Below are 19,652 nucleotides of genomic sequence, written 5' to 3'. Positions count from 1 at the left end.
GCGCACAGCAGGTGTGCGCCAGGGGCTTTCTCAATTCGGCAGAGCGGCCGGGGTCGTCGTGGTCGGCCTGCTGCTGGCCGGTGGTGTGACGACGGCGGTGGTGGTGATCGCAGTGCTCGGGAGTGGGGAGCTGGGGTCGGCGTCGATGCCGCCCGTATCGGTCGAACCGTTAGCCAGGTCCTTGGCAAGCGCGACGAACCAGTCGGTCACGAACGCCGTCGCCGATTCACCTGTCGGGGTGGTCGGTGTCGACCCGTAGGAGCCGTGTTGAGCGATGGTCGACGAGTACTTCGTCAGGGTCGCCAGGTTCAACAGGTCCTTGTTGTCGGTGATGTTGTCTTTGACAGCGGTGAAGGCCTGGTTGGTCAACCGCGATGTCGTGGCCGGGGGAACGAGCTTGGCGGCCGCGCCGAGGAGCTTGGTTCCGAGCAACCCGACCGCGGCGACGGGGTTGGACATCCCGACTGTGGCGAGTTCGGCGATATTCGCCGGCGTCAGGATCTCTTTCGCGACCGTTTTCACGGCGTTGAACCCGATCGTCCCCACCTTGAGCAGAGCCGAGATCGCCTGGTCGGCAGTCGGTAGCGGGGTATTGGGATCCGATGCCACCGCGAGACGCTCGGACAGGGACTTCTTCGGAGCGATCGACAGGTTCGCCAGCGTCGTTCCCTTGATGTCCTCGTTGACCACCGTCACTGCCGTCTTGATCGAGGTCATCGCCAACGCTTCCGCGACCGAGGACAGGGACCGAACCGGGTCACCGGCCGAGAGCTCGGACTGACCGGCGATGTTGGTCACCACCCGCAGGATCGGCGAATCCGACGGTGCGTCACACGCGAGATCTCCGGACTGGCAGAAGCTCGCGACCCGGCCGGTCAACGCGCCGTAGTTGCTCACCGTGTCCGACGTGGGCGCGATACCTCCACCGGTCGGCGCGTTCTGGTCGAGGGCCTCGATCTTCGAGACCTCTGTCCCTGCGGTGCCCGGTGCAGGCTTTGGGGTCGTCTGCCCTGGTGCACCGGGAAACAGCGGTGCACCCACGGCCCGAGTCGGGTCGCCGAAGGTGGCGACCCCGACGAGCTTGGCGGCCGGAATCGACCCCTGACCGGCTCCGACTTTCTGTGCCCACGTCGAGACCGCGTGAGCGCCCTGGCTGTAGCCGGCGGCGGTGAATTTCGTTTCCGGGCATGCGGCAGCGACCTCCGCAGCCATGGCGTCGATGCTGGTCTCCGCACGCTCGACCGACTGTGTGTAGGGGACGTTGCCGCCGGGCACCGCGCCGCCGAACCCGGCGTCGTACGGCACGTACGCCCGCCCAGCGAGCTCGGTACCACCGGATACGGCTTTGGCGAGCAGAGGCATGAAGACCTGCGAGAGCATCCCGGTGTCGGTCGTCGGCGCGGCATCGGGGGCGGACTCCCCGGTCCCTTGCACGCCGAGGGCGAACAGCGCCGGGCACGGACCTGTGATGAGGTCCGTGCCCGATTCGCTCGGAGCAGCCAACGCCGGCGACGTGGCATTGACCACGACCGCCACAGTGGCGGCCGCAGCCAACGCCACGCGAGCAACGCGGAGTCGAGGACGCGAGGTCACAGGTGCCATCCAGCAGGGGCAACCGAATCCAGGAACGATCCCGCCTGCGCTGCAACGTTGTCGGCAGCGGCGAGTGCATCGGCACCGCCCGGCTGCGCAGCGACGATCTCCCGCACCTCCAACGGATGCGCGGGTGCGATGCTCGCTGCCTCCGGAGGAGTCCATACCGGGGCCGCGACTGGCGTGGGTGCCGGGGCAGGTGCAGGTGCAGGTGCTGGGGCGGGCGAAGGTGCTTCACCGAGGTTTTCGCCCGCACCGTATGCGCCGCCGACGACACCGCCGATGACCGCTCCGGCTGCGCCGACACCGGCCGCTGGAATCAGCGCTGCAGCAGCGCCGACCGCTGCACCGATCGCTGCACCACCGGCTGTGGCGGCGACACCCACCGGGACAGCTCCGACACCGGGGATCAGAACCGACCCGACTCCTGCGCCGGTGATGCCGCCGATGGTGCCGCCGATCAGGCCGCCGGCCAAGATCGCCGCTGGTGCTACGACTGCGTAGGTCGTGACAGCGGAGGTCGTTCCTCCGATGAGGACGCCTGCCGAGGTGCCGGCAGCCATCCGGTCCGAGCGTGTCGTCGGGATACCGAGGTTGTTGAAGTACGTCGCGCCTTGGGCTTCGAGCACAGCGGCGGTGTTGTTGACACGGTCCGCGTCGTCCTGGCTCAACCAACCTGGCTTCTCGCCGGAGATAGCACCGAAACGAACGGTGTTGTCCGGGGCCTGAATCGGAGCAACCGGCGTACCCGGTGCTACGACCGTCTCGTCCTTGGAAGGTTCGGGTACAGCGTCGGTCGAGGGCTGTGGGGCAGGCGTCGGCGGCGTCTGCTCGACTTTGGGTTCGCTGTAGTAGATCGGCGCGTTGTAGTTGGGAACCGAACGGGTCGGTGCGTTGCGGTACTCCGCCGGTGGCACGTAGGGGCCGACGTACTGCCAGTCCGCCGTCGTGCCTGAATCTTGCTGCGATACCGACGGGGACGGTGCAGTGACGCTCGGCTGGCCGCCGGGAACTTCTGTGGTTACCCCGGGCTGCCCTGTCGCGGCAACGGCGAATCCAGCGCCGGTGAACATCGCGGCCACCGTCAAAGTGAGCGCTGCTGTCGCTGACGCTGCGACAGGACGAGGGATCGCACGGTGGCGTGCTTTAGTTGAAGAGCGAGTCGGCATGGTGATATATCTCCTTTGAGATTTGTTGACCTACAACAAATTTGGATCTCAGATCGGTCGAGCAATTCAGCTATTGACCAGCAGGGAGGCTATGTGGGGCAATCGCATCGGCATGTGTGGATGTCGATCCGATTGCCTCACTTACTCATTTAGATCTAGCCGAACACCACCGACCAGAACCAAGGCTGCTGAAAAATCCACATCGGGTATCGGAATCCTTTCTGTGCGGACGGGTGTGATCTCGAGGAGTGATGTCCCGGCGGGGTCGCGCAGCGCTGAACATGATGAATGCGCTCACTGCGCGACCCTCGCGCCGGTCCACCGGTCGAGCTACAGGGCGCGGGGGAGCTCCTGTAGCTCACGAGTGGGACTATCAGCGAAAGCCCACCCGAGTCGGGTTGCAGTCCGGACTGTCAGGTCTAGGGCTTACGGGTAGGAATGGACCGCTCCTTGCACGATGTGGATGGACTCCACTCGGCTAGCAGGGCTCCGTCGTCACCGATGTATTGGTGGCGACCGGAATGCCCGTGGTCGAGCGAGCAGGCAATCAAGTCGCCATGTGTCCGATTTACGACGATTGACGCGCAGAACTGTTTCTGCGGGAGGAAATTTGGCACCATCGCATCCCGTGCGGCACTCACCTTGATTCGCCCCCGTAACCCCGGCGAAAGCGGCGATGTCGGGCGAATGCACCTGCCGTCGCACTTTGTCCGTAACGGCCCAACGCTGAACTTCGACGACGGCAATTGCTGATCTCAGCCGTCGATGGCAATTGCGATGCGGCAAGGGCGAAAGACGCGAACATGTGGAACTCCCGACAGGAAAGATCGGACGGAACCTGCGAACAGACCGACCTGATGTCCCGCGCTACAAGCAGTGCTGAGAACGACAAGCACCGAGGAATCCCTTTTGGGCGCGCATCAGGACTGTAGAACAGGTTAGGTGCACCGCGCAATCCGTTCTGCTTCGTGGAACTCAAATCGAATAGGTGCATGGATGCAACAGTAACGCGCAACTATAAAACGCACAAGAGTTCGAGGCTGCGGTGGATCGAGCAAGATGGGACTGTCTTGTAGGTTCGACAGGGAGTTGGGGACAGTGCCGCGAAGCGGAGTTCGTGGGTTTCGCGCCGACCGGTTGCGTGAGCTGCGGGTACGTGCGGGGTTCAGTGCTGACGACCTTGCGGCCAAGGTGGGCGCGACCAGGCAAGCAGTGTCGACCTGGGAAACGGGGCGCTCGACGCCACCGCCTGCGACGCTTGGCCGAATTGCGAACGCACTGCACACGTCGGTCGCAGCGCTTGTTCCGATCCCGGAGTCTCAGCTGAAATTGTCCGACCTTAGGGTGCACGCCGCGCTGTCTCAGGGCGACGCTGCGCAGCTGCTCGGGATGTCGAACACCGTTCTCGCCGACATCGAGCGTGGGCGTAAGCCCGAAACCGAGGAGCGCATCGAGTCGTTTGCCGAAACGTATGGGGTGTCGACGCGTACGGTGGCAGCTGCATGGAGTCGAACGCGCGATGCTCGCACGACACGCGCGCAGGTATTGTAAATCACGCAACTATAAAACTGATCTGGGTCCCAATGGTTCCCATCTTTCTCGGTCCGCAGCGGTCTCTGTGGATCCATATGAATCCGCGAAATTATTTACTACTTGCACAATTCGGTCAGAGTGACGAGTGCGGCCGTGGTGTGCTGATCGAGTGAAACTAAAACCGCGTCGATTGTCATCGGCTTCCAATTTCCGTCAAGAGTTCTGAAGCGAAGCACGCCGTTGGCGCGTTCGCGTGCGAGTGCGTTCGACATTTGCTTCGCAATTGGTACGTCGTCCGGATGAATCGCAGGTACCGGTTCGCCAGGAAGGTTTTCCCAGCAGATATCCGGTGCGGGTTCAGAGTTGTACCAGCGCAACAAGTTGAGTGTTCTGAGGTTCACCAGTGCGCGGTACTCGCCTTCTTTGGTGGAAGCCTCCAGAACGCGATGCTCGAGAATCGTAGGTGGGGGAGCGATATTGATTTCCCCTGCGGGGCCGATGTCGTGGGTGATACCCCTCAGGATGACTTCGGTTCCCGAAACCCCGTCTTCGGCAATCATCCGGCACGAGAAGTGCGCGGCCCGAAGTTCACCGTCGTCCCGCCTCACTGTCCAGACCGCTTGGTGAGTGGTGCCCGGCGCTGATTGCACGATCTTCGCCATTGCTTCGCTCTCGTCACGGTTGGTGACCAGTCGGGTGAACGCGCCCGCGAGTGCGCGCTGGGTCTCGCGCTCGTCTTGCGGAACGCGATACAGGTCGAGTAGATCGTCGCTACCGCTTGCCGTGCTATTCGTGAGGTTGAACTGCCACGCCCCCGCGGCGTGGCGTGGAGGTGGAGTCTCGTCACGCTGGCCAAGCCATACCCACGCGCCATGCGTACGGGCAGCAAACGTTTGTAGTGGTTCGGCCACTACTCGCCTGACTCGGTCTTTGGATAGCCGATCCACTACGGCTCCTGTAGAAAGCGCCTCCGCTACCGCGGCGACTGCCTCTTCGCGGCTGGTGGAGCTACGGAGAACTTTACGAGGTGGAACAAAGGATTTGGGCGAAGACCCAACCCCGATGACCGACGGCTCCCCGTCTCCGAACGTCTCAATCAGGATCCAGCTATTCGACATGGTTGACCGACCCCCGCAGGTCTGGTGAGTGAAATGTTAATTGGTGACGGCTTCTCAGCGCCGCCGCAGTGCTTGGAGCGCAGGCAGCAGATGTTGATAATGAGAGCCGAGTAGGCGCGTGGTTACGTCGATGAGGCGGGCGTCATTTCCGATTGTCACCTGCGACTTACCCTTCCATGCGCCCGCAATGATCTTCTGGGCTGCCACTTTAGGGGCGGTTCTGGCTACGCGGGTGTCGAAAAAATTCGCCGTTCGCGCGCGATCAACGCCGGGTGCCGCCCGTGCCGTCCGTGCGATCGGCGTTTTGAGTCCACCAGGGATAACGCACGTCGCACGCGCAGTTCGTGATGCGAGCCGCAGCTCTTGGTTGAGGGCCTCGGTGAAACCTCGTACGGCAAATTTCGACGAGTTGTACGCCGAGTAGCCTGGTGCGGACATAACCCCAAATGCAGACGACACGTTGACGATTCGACCTCGACGTGAATTCAGGATGTCTGGAAGGAAGGCGCGAGAGCTATTCACCACACTCTCGAAGTTGGTTGCCATCACGAGATCGAAGTCAGCTGTGGGAGTGTCGATGACGTCACCCCTGTAGAGAACGCCCGCGACGTTGAAGATCGCATCGAGACCGCCAAGCGCTCTACGTGATGACTCGGCCCACGAGTTGATCTCGGTCCGGTTGGCGACGTCGACTTGGGTCGCGCGTGCGACGGTGGTCATAGCAGCACATCGGGACTGCGTGTCCAGCAGTGCGTCGTAGTTGTTGTCCGCGAGAGCAAGTGACCATTTCTGGCTTGCTAGCTGCAACGCAATTTCGCGGCCGACCCCAGAACCTGCGCCGGTGACCACTGCTCTCCATTCCCCTGGCATCTAACGCCGCCTCCCGCACCTCGCTGCCCTTGGTAACTAGGCACAGTAACGAATGACTGAAGGTCGCGCTAGCAACCAGCTGGTCTGTATTCCGGTTTGTACCCAGTGGTTGGATGCGTTCGTACGGAGATGCTCGAAGATACGATGAAACGTCGGCGTGAAAATGACTTCGGGCCGGAAGTCTCGCCACCGCATTGCACGACGGTCAGTATCGAGCAACGTCTATAAGTACATCGGATGTCCCCGCGGTAAGTTGCATTTTCCGCACCGTTTTGGCTGAAACGCCAGTTCAGCACAGTTTTCGCTCCGCAGCTCTGTCGGTGACCTGCGCTAGGCTGCCGTTATCGACTTCCGGCCAGGCAGAACACCCGCGGTGAGCACATCGGTCGGCCGTGTGGAACTTGCAACTGCGGCCGTGGAGCCGGAGATCCCACCGGCCGTCGCGAAGCGGATCGCGAGAGCGGTGGAATCTTCGCGGTCGGAGGGGACGCGGCGCACCTACGCCGCCGGGTGGCGACGCTTCGCCCGCTGGTGCGAACGCGAGGGACATGCCGCATTGCCGGCGCACCCGGTCACCGTTGCCGCGTATCTCGTCGACGCCGCAGATACCCGCACCGAAGCGGGGGAGCGGTCCTACGCCGTCTCTACCTTCGGGACCTGGATCGCCGCGATCAACCACCAGCACCGCACCACCGGACACCTCTCCCCGTCCGCACACGAACTCGTCACCGCCACCCTGTCCGGGATACGCCGGGAGTACGCCGCCGCGGGGGACCGCGCCCGCACCCCGCGAGACCCGTTGCTTGTCGATGACATGAAACTCCTTGTCGAGACGGCCCGGAAGCGGTGTCGCGGGTGGGCCGACGAGGTCCTCGAACGCCGTGACTCGGCAATTCTGCTCCTCGGCTTCGCCGGCGCATACCGCCGGAGCGAGTTGTCAGAGATGGCGTGTGGGGACGTCACTGTGCATCGGTACGACGGCCTCCACATCCGGTTGCGGAAGTCGAAGACCGACCAAGAGGGCAGAGGAGCGGTGAAAGCGCTGCCGTACACCGACTCTCACGAGACCTGCCCGCCATGCGCGTACGTTCGCTGGGTCCAGATCGTCGGCGCATTCGACGTCGGCGGCAGGCCGTCGGTGATTAGGCTGCTCCGTAAACGGGAGTTGTTCGACGCGCACGTGTGCCGTGGGGGAGTACCTCGCACCGCCGCTCGCGCGCCGCTGTTTCGCGCCATCGCCAAGAACGGAAACCTGGGGGACACTGCGTTGTCCGGAGCAGCAATCCACCAGACCATCCGTCGCCGTGCTGACCACGCGGGCTTCGACCCAACCGCTCTCGCCAAGCTCGGAGGTCATTCCCTGCGCGCTGGGTTTGTCACACAGGGCACCCGCAACGGTGCCGACGGATCCGCCATCGCCCGCCAAACCGGCCACGCCAGCCTCGACTCGGTCGAGGTGTACCGCCGCGAGCACACCCCACTCGTTGGGAATGCCGTCAACGACATCGGCTTATAGCCAGTCTGCCTGGAGGTGACGGTCTCGCGACCCTAGAGCCGCCGGGTCGCCCTCGTTGATTCGCATCACGTACGTGCTCGCAATTTCGTTGTCGCCTGTCAGAGGCTTTTGGAGTCACGGGCTCCATCGCATAGTTAGAACTGTCGGTGCCCAGCTGTAGCCTCCTGGTGAGAAACCGGGAGCAGATATGAACCTTGTAGAACGCCAAGCGATTCTTCGTCGTTGGGTGATGCCGTCGAGCGATTACGAGAAGGACAAGCAGGACCGCGCTCTACGGATGGTCAAGAGCGCCATTGACGCGTGGCCGGCCTTCAATGGCGTGGCGTACCACATCTACGCGAAAGGCTCCTACGCCAACAACACGAACGTCCGCCTCGACAGTGATGTCGACATCGCGGTGCAAAACCGAGAGTGCCTTTACTACGAGTACAACGGCTGCGAGCAACCGTCGAGTGAAGGGACCCCTACATATGACGGCGATTGGACACCGCCACTCTGGCGCGCCGAAATCTTGGCGGCGCTAGATGCAAAATTCCCAGGCGAGGTTTCCGGGTCCGGAGTCGTCGCCATCACCATCGACGAGCACGACGGCACCCGCCCCGACATAGACGTGGTCCCAAGTTTTGACTACGTCCGCTACGACTCGTCCGACCAAACCCGGCAGCATAGAGGCAGCAAGGTGTTCCCGAAAACTGGATCGCCCATTGTCAACTACCCGCAACAGCAACTCGACCGCGGCACGGCCAAGAACGGACGGACCAACGGCCGATACAAGAGATTCGCACGTGCTCTGAAGAGTGCAGAGAACCAATTGGTCGCAGACGGCACCATCAGCGACCTGCCGTCCTACTTCATGGAGTGTCTTATCTGGAATGTGCAGGACGAGATACTCACGGGTGGGTCGGATCTCAGCGCCGGGTTCAAGTCCGTGCTCGTGTGGCTGTGGAACGGATTGAAGGAAGAGAACTACGTGCGGACAGACTGGGAAGAACCGAACGGGTTGAAGTATCTCTTCCACCCCGGAGCCAAATGGACTCCGGGCGATGCACGTGAACTCGTGCTCGCGACCTGGCAGTACCTGGACTACTAATGTCTAAGGACCAAGCTCGGCTTGTCCGGATCGTCGCCGTTGCAGTCAGCGCGGTTTGGGGCGCTGGGCTTTACCTCAGCGGCGTCGATATCGATGACTCGATGCGACGACTTCTCGCCTACATTCCGTCCGCCTCCGTGTTACTCGCTGTCGCTTTCGACCTCTGGATCTGGAAGTGGCCAGGGGTTCATATATTGGTAGGGCGACCACGTATGGACGGAACCTGGCGCACGACCATCCGGCCGCACCAGAAGAGTCGAATTCCGAAGGGTGGGAACTGGGGGCCGATCACAAGCGCTGTGGTCGTTGAGCAGACGTTCTGGACGATCAGCGTGCGACTGCTGACGGCCGAGAGTTCTTCGATGTCGGAGATCGCATCATTGCGCAACCACGGCGAAAGCAAAGAGCAAACGCTGCTGACCTACACGTACCGAAACGAGCCGCGGGCGGAACACCGCCCGCGGAGCGCTCCGCACCGAGGGGCATGTGAGTTCACTGTGGTCGGAAGACTCCCCAAGTACATCACCGGCACGTATTGGACCGACCGCTTTACGGTCGGAGATATGGACCTGACCTACGTCGACCGAAAGAAGGACCGCCAATCGCTGGCCGATCTTCCCCTGTCCTGACTAAAGGAGACTTCGGCGGAGCCGTGCAAAAAAAGTTCGACCCGTGAGACACTCGACACTCTGAATTGCCCCGAGTTTTCTTGCCGCTTCCACGCTTGCGACATCTCCGGGTAGAGGGTCGATTCTTGACTGTAGTAGACCTGCTCGACCGACGGGGCGCCGTCACGATCGCTTGCGTAGGTCAAGATGCGTTGACGGTGCGGTAACTGAGGTTTATGCCTCTGGCGTGCCAGAGGCCGTCGTGTTCACATGTCGAAAAAGGTGAGGATCTGTGCAGTCACCTGCTCCATGGTCGGACATACGTACTTGTCGCTGCAGCGACCGGTCGGAACCGCCCAGCCCAGGTGGCAACGGTCCTTGCCTACCGGGTCGACGTCGATTGACTTCGTCGGACTTCGGAAGACGCTCGACCCCGGAACTCGCTCAACACTTTGATCTCGGTTCGGATGTTCCCACCTGAACTCGGGCGGGCACTTGAACTCCCGAATCGTCAGCTCAGGGGGTGTATATGGATCCACACCGGTCCGCGAAACCGTGTGAGTTACTACCAGGAGGTTAGGGGTTCAAATGCCCGTCCGAAAGGCGAGTTCTACACTGTAATGATGAATATGTCGTGGCTCGAGAGCAACGACTTGCAGCGCTCAGAGCGCTCCAAATCAACGTGCATTCAGGCGGATCCACCACGGTCCACACGGTTTTACCAGACGAATCTCGGTGTCACGAGCGTGTCACATGTCGGTACGAACGAGGGTGGATTCGGGTGGTACGGACTGGACGATTGACGCAGGTCAGAGTATCTGTGATGGTTCCATGCGGACGTATCTGGTTGTCTCGCAACATACTTGTAAGCGAGCGGTCAACGGTTCAATCCCGTTAGGAGGCTCCACTGCTCCGATCCCGCTGCTGGGGTCGGAGTTTTTGTGTCTGTGCGGGCCCGGTGTGGAGGGTTCGCGCGCGAATACGCCCCTCGTGGGAATTCACGGTGCCTGCAGGCGGTGCGGATTTCGACGAGGTGCGTGGATGGCCGGCAACGCCTGCCGTTTCGGTCAGGGCGTACGCGTGGTTGCCAGTCGCCTCTGAGCGATGGCGACCACAGCCACGACCGCAACTCCGATGGCGAACAATCCCAAGGCAGCGGGCCATTCGTTGCCGACGGCCAGCAGCTCTCTGTTCTCGCCCTGCCACGGCCACAGTGCACGCAACGATCCCAACAGCAGACCGGCAGCGGCGACCATCGCCAGATTGTGGTAGTTCGCCAGCAACCACTCGAGCACTCGAACGAAGCTGACCAACCCCACCAGAGCGCCCAGGGCGAATACGGCCAGGTACGTCAGGTTCCGCTCGTCGACGGCCGTGAGTGTCGGCGCATACAGGCCGATGACCAGCAGGAAGAACGACCCCGATACGCCTGGCAGTACGAGCGCACAGATTGCGATCGTCGCGGCGAAGAACACCAGGATCAACGACGGATTCGACGCCTCGGCCCCGGGTAACGACGTGAGAACGACGACCCCGGCAGCGAGAACGACGAACAGAGCCACGGCAGAGAGTCGGGACCGGGTGGTGGGGAACGCACCACGCGTGATCTCCATGAACGGGATCGCCACCGACATAGCGATCATGCCCATGAACAGTGCTTTGGAGTAGACGGGCTGATTCGTGACGAAATCCGCCATGATCCCCGCCACCGAGAACACCATCAACAGCATGCCGACGCCGACCGTGACGAGCAGCCACCAATCGACCTGACGGACCTCGGCGCGCACGTCGGACCGCGTCACCACGGCCTTGGGGATGTCCGTCAGATGTTTCGCCGACGCGATGGCCCGGGTGTAGATGCCGGTGACCAGGGCGACCGTGCCGCCGGAGACCCCGGGGACCGTTTCCGCCAGACCGATCAGACCGCCGCGAACGACGTTGACCGCCAATTCCGTCGCAGGCGGCCGCCCCCTGGCAACTTCATCGAGTTCGGGTCGCTGGTCCAGCCCGGGGCGACCCTGGTCCTTGTCCCCATGGTCGGAGGGCGTCTGCCGGTTCGTCGTCATGACCGAATCGTCCCAAACACTTCTATGCCGCCTGACACCGGCTCGACAAGCTCGGGTACAACCCATCTGCACGGCCCGTACGGCGTGCAGCATCCACTGTGCCTCACCAGCCACACCGCCGCTGCGGATCAGCTCCTCGCATTCGTGAATCCGACGCCGATCGGAGTCAGATATTCGAATGTGAGGGGCCGATTCGGCTCAGACAGCCGAGGCGGCTGTCGTGGCTGTCCAGGGGTCACATCGGCTTGAGCACCGATGGGCCGAGGAATTCGCAGACTTGAAGTGCGAGGGCGAGGTCGAGTTTGTCGGCGCTCACAGTGTGTTGGTCCAGGGCTTTGTTGATTCGGTACTTGACGGTGTTTCGATGCAGGTTGAGGTGCTGTGCTGCGCGCAGGTGGCTTTCGTCGTGCGCGAAGTATGCGTTCAGGGTTGTCCGCAGAATGGCGGCAGCCGGTGTGTCCTCGGCCAGTGGACCGAGTCTCTCCCACACCCACGCTCGGGTCGAGTCCAGATTCTGGGCGAGCAACGACACGATCGCCACTCCCTTGTCGCCGAATCCGACGATCGATCGAGTGGGGGTACCGGGGACGGTTGCGACCGAGTACGCCGCGCGGGCTTGCTCGTGCGAGCGACGAAAGCCCTGAATTCCGTAGGCGGGAAGACCCGCGGCAAGGCGGGTCGAGTCATCGAGGTTGAGGACGGAGGACAACTCCGAGGTATCGAGTGCGGATGTTCGTGAACCGAGTGGAATCCATGCCCACACTGTTCGCCGATCGATCGCCGTGATGATCGGAGGATCATTGGACTTGGCGAAAGCTGCAGTGCGGCGAGCAATGTCATCGATCGATCCGAGTGTGGTTGCGGCGTCGGGTGCGCTGTCCCAGACCACGACCGCAAGGTGTTGTTGATCGAGCCGGTAGCCGGTCTGATTCTCGAATGCTGTCGAGTTCTCGCTCGTGTCGGCCAGCAAAGTGTGAATGGTGGAGGAGTGCACGTTGCCTTGGGCGCCGATCCACCGTCTTCGCTCGCTTTCGTATGCGTCGAAGACGAACAGGGTGATCCAGTCGATGTAGTTGTAGATCACGTCCGAAATATGCTCCAGCACAGGTAGTTCGAGGCTCGAATCGAGTTCGAGCTTGTGGATCTCCTCGAAACACTGGCGCATCATGTCGTTCTGTCCCATGTGGTAGGCCCGCACCAGGGAGTTCGACGGTACATCCCGTTGCGCGAGGCGCAGAGCGTACTCGACAGCGGCTGTGGTGGGCTGAAGATGGTCGACGGGTATGTCGTTGGCCAGCACGTGGATGATGGTCGAGACATTTCCGTGCACGGATGCTTCGAGGAGCTCGACCAGGACGGGGTCCTCGTCGAGTTGATCGATGTCGTGTGCGAGAAGACTGGTCATCGAGCGCACGATGTCGCTTTCCCTGGCCGCCAGCGACCGGGCGATGCCGGCGGAGGCGACCAGAACATCGGCGGCGGCCGTTGCAGGCACGCGCGCCAACCGCCCACGCGCCACCGCCCGGCGGTCCTGGGAGCCAGGGCTCGTCATCGGAGGACCCTCGTGGACTTTCTCAGATACTTCAACGCAGATTCGGCGGCGTTGAAGCCGCACATGCCGTGTGCGCCTGCTCCCGGTGGGGTCGACGCCGAGCAGAGGTAGACCCCAGGGACGCCGATACTGTAGGGATCGAGGGCGATTCGGGGCCTGAGCACCACCTGCAGCTCGGTGTTCGCGCCTCCGATGATGTCTCCACCGACGTAATTGGGGTTGGAGCGCTCGAGGTCTGCCGGTGACGTCACGGTCGTTGCGACGATGATGTCGCGGAAACCCGGTGCGAACCGCTCGATCTGGGCGATGACGGCTTCCGTTGCATCACCGGTGTACCCGTTGGGCACATGGGCGTAGGCATACAGCGGATTGATCGTTCCCGCGGACCGCGTCGGGTCGGCTACATACTGCTGACCGACCAGAACGAAGGGGCGCGACGGCATCCTGCCCTGGGTGATGTCCTTCTCGTTCGCTGCGATCTCCTCGAACGTTCCGCCGAGGTGGACGGTACCGGCACGAGCGCAGTCGGAGTTGGTCCAGGGAACGTCACCGTCGATGGCGAAATCGACTTTGAAGGCTGCTGGGGCTTTGCGGAACTTACTGTAGGCCTTGGCAACACGGTTCGGTACGGCGTCGCCGTAGATCTTCAGTGCAGCACTCGGTGACGTATCGAGAAGAACGATATCGGCCCGGGGAATGTCGGAGGCAGTCCGAACGGTGATCCCCGTGTCGATCTTGCCGCCCCAGTCGCGCAGCATCGATGCCAGCGATCGGGAGATCGCCTCCGAGCCGCCCTCTGCCACCGGCCAACCGTAGCGATGCCCGGACGCGGTGATCATCAGTCCGACTGCCGAGGTGGCGGGTCGGTCCAGCCGGTAGAACGTATGTGCCGCAACACCTCCGAACAAGGCCCTCGCTTTCTCGGTGCGCCACCACCGCGCTGCGACCGTGGCAGGCAGCAAGGCGCGGGGGCCGAAAGCGACGAGAGGCAAGGGGTGTCGGGGAACGTTCGCTATCGGGCGCATCAGGTCCGCCGCAAGGACATCGAAATTGCGTGCGATATCTCCGAACATTCGCTTCCAGCGAGTCCCATCGGGACCGAGCCCGTCTGCGGTGGCGTCGATGGAGCGGTAGATGAGCCCGGCGTCACCGCCGTCGAGCGGATGGGCGCAATCGACCTCGGCCCACTTCCAGTCGAGGCCGTAGCGCTCGAGATCGAGAGTGGCGAGGTACGGAGAACCTGCGCCCATCGGGTGAATCGCGGAACACAGATCGTGAATCACACCGGGCACCGTCAGCTCGCCGCTGCGAGTGCCACCACCGATCGTGTCGGCTGCCTCGAGTACCTGGACATCGACTCCGGAGCGGGCGAGGTGTACCGCGGCAGCGAGCCCATTGGGCCCGCTGCCGACGACTACGGCGGTGGTCATACTCGGTGACCGCGCTGTGATGTGGGTGCGACGACGGAGTCGCCGGACTCGGTTGCGGTGGTGTCGCGCATCTTGGGTTCCTCTACGGTGCCGGGGTCGGTGGCGGCGCGGTTGGCGTCGATGTCCAGTGTCCATGTCACATCGACCGGAATGGGGCCGTTGGGCAACCACGGTTGTTCGTTGATGGCATCGGCGACCTTGTACGTGCCGCGTTCGATGACTCCCAGCGCGGCGTCGATGACTTGATATTCCTGATAGTTCTTGTGAATCGGCTGCGATTCGATCCACACCACCAGGAATTCTCCCGGGGCGAAGTTGCATCGGCGCTGGATTGCGGCGATGAGCTTGTCGTCGTGCAGGTGCCCGTCGCCGAAGTTGAACGCGACGACCGAGTTGCAGGAGAACTCTCCTTCGCGGAGCGTGTAGGTGTCGATGTCGTCCCCGAGATGGTTCATCATCAGTGAGAACAGGGCGCGTCCCTGGCTGTGCAGCGAACGCCATCCGAGAAGCTGGTGCATCACCACGTCGGCGACCTCGGGTGGGTAGCTGGCCAGGAGCTGGGTGCGAGTGTTTTGGCTGGGACGCTCGATGAACTGATCGAGCTTGTCCTCGCATCCCGGGGCGAACGCCCACGTCGCCGAGGCCCAGTTGCCGGCGTACTGCCGCATCGAAGGCAGGAACGAGACCAGATCGGGTCGAAGATTGCCCAGGATCGGAAAGAACACCAGACCCGCGACGATGAGTGCCAGCAATGCGGGCGACGAGAAGTCCCACACCGCGTAACCGCCGGCGTTGGGGAAGCCGAGGAACAAGAACACCGCAGCGAAGGCGAAGAGCAGGTTCCACTCGAGGGGAACAGCCAGTGGGAACGTGGAGGTGATGAACAGATGGAACGCCACCATCAATCCGGCACCGGTAAGTGCGACAACAGCATTGGTGGTGAACAGAAGAACCAGAGGGGTAGCGATCTCGACGAGGGTTCCCAGGACGTGGCCGACCCCGCCGGCAACTTTGGAGGGGCGAAGGTCGTGGGGGAAGTTGCGGTAGTGCGCTCGCTTGAGGGCCTTCGACGGAATCCAGGGCGTGTTCGAGAGCATGGGAGGGATGACCATGGAGAAGTGGTGGCCGAGCTTGGAGATGCCGGCACAGACCCACACGGTCACGATGAGCAGTTTGAGGGCGATGATCATGTCGATGAAGGGCAAGAACGCGAAGAACAAGAGTGCGGGGAAGTACTGCTCACCGCGGGCGGCGATGAAGATGACCTTGTCTCGCAGTCCGATCACCACCAGCAGGGCTGCGAGTGACATCATCAGTGCGGGGCGCACCAGGCCGTTGTTGTCCGCGAGCGCGGAGTCGATCGAACTGGTGTGTACGCCGGGAAGTGTAAGCGCAACAACGATATTGACCAGTACGGCGTCATATACGACGACGTCGAATACGGTACGGCTGTCACCTGTGGTCAGGGGCACCTTGCCCGGCCACGGTGGCAGGCGAATGGTTCCCGGTCGAAGCCAGAACAGCGCACCGCCCATCATCGGTTTGAAGTGTCCGGCAAGCGGACCCCAGGATCCGCCCAGTCCTACGGTTTCGAGTAGCAGAGTCCAGAGCAGCAGCTTCTGGTAGACGATCGGCTCGTTCCACCATGCCGAGATGTCGAGCGGATTGTGGCCGGAGGTCAGGGTGGCCACTGCCACTCCTGCGCCGATGTAGAGGACCAGCAGTTTGAGGAGGTAGATGGTGTGGACCATCTTCGGGGTGCCGAATCCGTGGTCGGCCCAGTGGGTGGACATGGCCCGTAGTCGTTCGCGGAACGGTAGATCGAGAAATGTCGCAGGGTCGACCTGCGGGAAGTTTCCTTCTTTGAATCCCATGAGTGCTCCTGTTCGGGAAAGGATTTGGGCAGCAACGATCACCTCGTCCGGTAATCCGGACCAGGAGTGACGCGTGTCGTACGGCGAGTGGAGTTCAGCCCACGGGCGTGGCCGAGGGGGTGCGGCGCAGGCCGGGTTTGTCGATCTTTCCGACGGGGTTGCGTGGCAAGGCGTCCACGACGTGGATCGCAACGGGCAGTTTGACTTTGGTGAGGCGGGCGCGCAGATGATCGAGCAGATCGGTGGACGTCACATCCGAGTTCGGATAGGTCACGACGTAGGCGACAGGCACTTCGCCGTAGACGTCGTCGGCTGCCCCGACGACGGCGGCTTCGAGGATCTCGGAATGAGTGGCGAGTGCGTTCTCGATTTCTTTGGGGTAGATGTTCTCACCCCCGCGAATGATCATGTCCTTGATGCGGTCGACGAGAGTGAGGTAACCGTCCTCGTCGAGGCGGCCCACGTCGCCCGTGTGCAGCCATCCATCGACGACCGTTCCCGAGGATTCGTCGGGGCGATCGAGATACCCGCGCATGACGTTGGGGCCGCAGATGAGGACCTCGCCGACGCCACCCACCGGCAGTAGCGTTCCGTGTTCGTCGGCGATCGCGATCGATTGGCCGGGGAGGGCAGGGCCTACGGTACCCAATTTACGAATACCGTTGGGGGGATTGCACGCCGACGCACATGTTCCTTCGGTGAGTCCGTACCCTTCGACGATCGTGTAGCCGAATCTCGTTTCGGCCCGATCCAGCAGTTCCTTCGAGATGGGAGCGGCACCGCACACTGCGAATCGAAGGGACGAGGTGTCGGAGACGATGTCGTCGGCCTGAGCGGTCAGTAGCGCGTAGATCGTCGGGACGGCCGAGAAGTACGTCGGGCGCAGCCGCGCGACGTCGTCGAAGAATCTCGACGGCGAGAAGCGGCCGGTGATGCTGACCTGACCGCCCACCGACAGCGGGGCGAGCACGCTGACACAGATCGCGTTGACATGGAAGAGCGGAAGAATGAGCAGGCTGTGGTCGTCACTGGTCAATCCGAAGTGCGTGGCCATCGCTCCGGCCATGTACTGCAAATTCGAGTGGGTCAGTTCCACACCCTTCGGGCGTCCAGTGGATCCCGATGTGTAGATCAGCAGCGCCAGATCCTCCGGAGCCGGGCCGACCGGCTCCACATCGACGAGTCCGACTGTGCGAGAGGTGATGTCATCGATCGAACGGATGACTTTTCCTTCGATCGGAGACGCACCGTCCTCGACGATGGTAATGGCCGCGCGTGCGTCGTCGATCTGATAGCCGGCCTCGGTGTATGTGAAGGTGGGGTTGACCGGCGTCGCTGCTGCACCGATCCGCCACGCTGCCATGATGGCAATCAACAACTCCACGCGATTGGGCAGCATCACCGCGATCACATCGCCCGCCGTGATTCCATCGGCCAGCAGGCAGGAAGCGAAACGATCTACACGCGTTGAGAACTCGGCGTACGTCAACTCTTCGTTGTCGTCGCGAATGCATGGTAGGTCCGCTCGTTCTGCGTCTGAGTTCCACGGTAGATAGTCAATGCCGGACACGATGTTCGATCCCCTCGCTAGTGCTGTGACTCACGACACTAATGACCCCCGTCATGGGGCGATACGGCCCGCGAGGCCAGACTTTTCGGACTCCGTTGTCACCGGAGCACAACGACCCTGTGAACGCGTCGTGGATTTCGACTCACCGTCCGGCACGGCGGTCGGTCGCATCGCTTCGTGAACTCGTCCTCGAGAGCCCGTTCAGGGGATCACGTCCACGCCAGGCGAGAGCGGTTGTCCCAGTAGCTCTTCGGGTTCTCTGCAATGTCCGAACCGGCCGCTGCGATCAGTTCGCGGTCGATCGACAGTGCAGCGACATTCTGTTCGAGTTGCGCCGCGGTGGCAGCGCCGGAGAGCACGACATCTGCCCACGGTTGCGCGAGTGCGATCGCCAATGCGAGGGCGTCACGGCCGACCCCGGCCGAATCCGCGACCCGGGCAAGTGCCGAATCTTCCGCGACGAGTCGGCCATTGGCCATCGCCTCTTTGACGACAACGAACCAGCCGGCCTCGTGTGCGCGTGCCAAGGCCGGGCCGACGGACGGCTCGAGGGGGTTCCACGTCGACTGTACCGAGCTGAACACCCCGATCTCCAGCGCTGCATGCACCACGTCGGCTTGATGCGGCCCGCTGGTGCTGATGCCGATTCGGGTACCGCTCTCGGCTATTGCACGCAGGTCGTCCAGCAGTGCAGTGTCGCCGAGAGCTGGACTGTCCGGGGTGACGCTGTGAATCAGGTAGTGGTCGGGCGCACCGCCGAGGTCGCGCAGGGTCTGGGGCCACTGTTCGGACAGACGGGCAACGGAGTGTTCTTTGACCTCGTGAACTTCGGCTCCCCGCTGGAATTCGGCGACGTAGGCGTATCCCCATTTGGATCCGATCACCAGGTCTTGACGCCTATGCGGCTGTCGAGTCAGCCAGCTGCCGAGAAAGCGCTCGGCGAAACCGTAGGAGCGCGCGACATCGAAGTGCCGAACTCCGTTCTCCCACGCGGCGTCGAGTACTGCGTGGCAGAGCTGCTCCAGGGCTGCCGGATCGAATCGGCCGTCCACGGCGTCGGAGTGTCCGACAGTCAGGTATTCGGGGCGTCCGAGTGCGGCAAGGCCGAGACCGAGTTGCGTCATGTGGTGGATACCTTCGTTCTGTCCGGGTTGGAAATGCGCGCACGCTCCTCAGGTATGGATACCATTGCCCTCGGGTGCTGGTTCAGGAGTTCCTGCGGTAGGGCATCATGGGTCGATGAGCGATCTCGAGTACCTCGCCACTTTGCTTGCTGGACTGGATGCTGAGATCTCGCGACTCTCCGCTGCCGAATCGGGTTCCGACGAGCAGTCGTCCGCCGTCGATGACGCGGCCGATGCGGTCCTGCGGCTTCGCTCGAAGGTCAAGGCCGGTTACTCGGGCAAGAAGGCCTACTACCTCGCGGTGTCGACCGATCCGAACGGAATCAGGGTCGAAGGGATTGCAGCGTTGCAGGGCAAACGGCCCCATGAATTGGTGCGAGACGGCGGTTGGATGCATGCGGATTCCAGCACGGTGCTCGATCTTCTCGATGACGATCAGATCAGTCGGTACCGAGCTATCGCCGGGCGCGGCGTGGCGCAGACGTATCGAGACTCGCGTGAATATCTTGCTACGGCAACAGGTCTGGCCGAAAAGTAGA

At 62.5% G+C, this 19,652-nt stretch carries 15 protein-coding genes; 5 read left to right on the top strand and 10 right to left on the bottom strand.

Annotated features, from left to right (window positions below; translation table 11 throughout):
* Window positions 1–30 precede the first annotated feature (30 nt).
* Both AYK61_RS11800 and AYK61_RS11795 read right to left on the bottom strand, forming a co-directional pair.
* Window positions 31–1,593 carry a cutinase family protein gene (locus tag AYK61_RS11800; protein WP_259468020.1) on the bottom strand — a complete coding sequence of 521 codons (1,563 nt, stop codon included), beginning with the start codon at window positions 1,591–1,593 and terminating at the stop codon, window positions 31–33.
* The gene (locus AYK61_RS11795) at window positions 1,590–2,666 is read right to left on the bottom strand and encodes a hypothetical protein (RefSeq protein WP_143537089.1); all 1,077 of its coding nucleotides are present in this window, start codon (window positions 2,664–2,666) and stop codon (window positions 1,590–1,592) included. Before AYK61_RS11795 ends, AYK61_RS11800 begins: the two co-directional genes overlap by 4 nt.
* A gap of 1,194 nt (window positions 2,667–3,860) precedes the next feature.
* Between AYK61_RS11795 and AYK61_RS11790 the strand changes: the two genes are divergently transcribed.
* Window positions 3,861–4,313 carry a helix-turn-helix transcriptional regulator gene (locus AYK61_RS11790; protein ID WP_094650845.1) on the top strand — a complete coding sequence of 151 codons (453 nt, stop codon included), beginning with the start codon at window positions 3,861–3,863 and terminating at the stop codon, window positions 4,311–4,313.
* Between the two features lie 98 nt (window positions 4,314–4,411).
* Here AYK61_RS11790 and AYK61_RS11785 read toward each other — a convergent pair whose 3' ends face one another.
* Together AYK61_RS11785 and AYK61_RS11780 are read right to left on the bottom strand one after the other, a co-directional pair.
* Window positions 4,412–5,413, bottom strand: coding sequence for a GAF domain-containing protein (locus AYK61_RS11785; protein ID WP_094650844.1), 1,002 nt, complete (start codon window positions 5,411–5,413; stop codon window positions 4,412–4,414).
* Between the two features lie 54 nt (window positions 5,414–5,467).
* Window positions 5,468–6,262 (bottom strand): SDR family oxidoreductase, encoded by a 795-nt coding sequence (locus tag AYK61_RS11780; RefSeq protein ID WP_237669138.1) that lies wholly within the window; start codon window positions 6,260–6,262, stop codon window positions 5,468–5,470.
* A 394-nt stretch (window positions 6,263–6,656) separates the two neighbouring features.
* Between AYK61_RS11780 and AYK61_RS11775 the strand changes: the two genes are divergently transcribed.
* From AYK61_RS11775 to AYK61_RS27270, 3 genes are all read left to right on the top strand, one after another.
* The gene (locus tag AYK61_RS11775) at window positions 6,657–7,799 is read left to right on the top strand and encodes an integrase (protein ID WP_249277103.1); all 1,143 of its coding nucleotides are present in this window, start codon (window positions 6,657–6,659) and stop codon (window positions 7,797–7,799) included.
* A gap of 226 nt (window positions 7,800–8,025) precedes the next feature.
* The gene (locus tag AYK61_RS11770) at window positions 8,026–8,889 is read left to right on the top strand and encodes a nucleotidyltransferase (protein ID WP_147458313.1); all 864 of its coding nucleotides are present in this window, start codon (window positions 8,026–8,028) and stop codon (window positions 8,887–8,889) included.
* Window positions 8,889–9,518 (top strand): hypothetical protein, encoded by a 630-nt coding sequence (locus tag AYK61_RS27270; protein WP_094650840.1) that lies wholly within the window; start codon window positions 8,889–8,891, stop codon window positions 9,516–9,518. Before AYK61_RS11770 ends, AYK61_RS27270 begins: the two co-directional genes overlap by 1 nt.
* A 1,046-nt stretch (window positions 9,519–10,564) precedes the next feature.
* Here AYK61_RS27270 and AYK61_RS11760 read toward each other — a convergent pair.
* From AYK61_RS11760 to AYK61_RS11735, 6 genes are all read right to left on the bottom strand, one after another.
* Complete coding sequence (locus tag AYK61_RS11760; protein WP_121870942.1) at window positions 10,565–11,563, bottom strand: DUF368 domain-containing protein; 999 nt, start codon at window positions 11,561–11,563, stop codon at window positions 10,565–10,567.
* Between the two features lie 235 nt (window positions 11,564–11,798).
* Window positions 11,799–13,115, bottom strand: coding sequence for a CdaR family transcriptional regulator (locus AYK61_RS11755; RefSeq protein WP_121870941.1), 1,317 nt, complete (start codon window positions 13,113–13,115; stop codon window positions 11,799–11,801).
* On the bottom strand, window positions 13,112–14,545 hold the full coding sequence (locus AYK61_RS11750) for an NAD(P)/FAD-dependent oxidoreductase (protein WP_121870940.1): 1,434 nt from the start codon (window positions 14,543–14,545) through the stop codon (window positions 13,112–13,114). Before AYK61_RS11750 ends, AYK61_RS11755 begins: the two co-directional genes overlap by 4 nt.
* Window positions 14,542–16,419, bottom strand: a complete 1,878-nt coding sequence (locus AYK61_RS11745) for a DUF3556 domain-containing protein (RefSeq protein ID WP_121870939.1) — start codon at window positions 16,417–16,419, stop codon at window positions 14,542–14,544. The genes AYK61_RS11750 and AYK61_RS11745 overlap by 4 nt, the downstream gene beginning before the upstream one ends.
* 94 nt (window positions 16,420–16,513) lie before the next feature.
* Window positions 16,514–17,989, bottom strand: coding sequence for a class I adenylate-forming enzyme family protein (locus AYK61_RS11740; RefSeq protein ID WP_121870938.1), 1,476 nt, complete (start codon window positions 17,987–17,989; stop codon window positions 16,514–16,516).
* A gap of 209 nt (window positions 17,990–18,198) precedes the next feature.
* Entirely contained in the window at window positions 18,199–19,113 is a 915-nt protein-coding gene (locus AYK61_RS11735; RefSeq protein ID WP_121870937.1) for an aldo/keto reductase, read from the bottom strand.
* A 115-nt stretch (window positions 19,114–19,228) separates the two neighbouring features.
* Between AYK61_RS11735 and AYK61_RS11730 the strand changes: the two genes are divergently transcribed.
* Window positions 19,229–19,651, top strand: a complete 423-nt coding sequence (locus AYK61_RS11730) for a phosphate acetyltransferase (RefSeq protein WP_121870936.1) — start codon at window positions 19,229–19,231, stop codon at window positions 19,649–19,651.
* The last annotated feature ends 1 nt before the right edge of the window (window position 19,652 follow it).

It is taken from the genome of Rhodococcus sp. SBT000017, from assembly GCF_003688915.1.
GTDB lineage: Bacteria > Actinomycetota > Actinomycetes > Mycobacteriales > Mycobacteriaceae > Rhodococcoides.
This window is presented reverse-complemented; position numbering and strand designations above follow the sequence as displayed.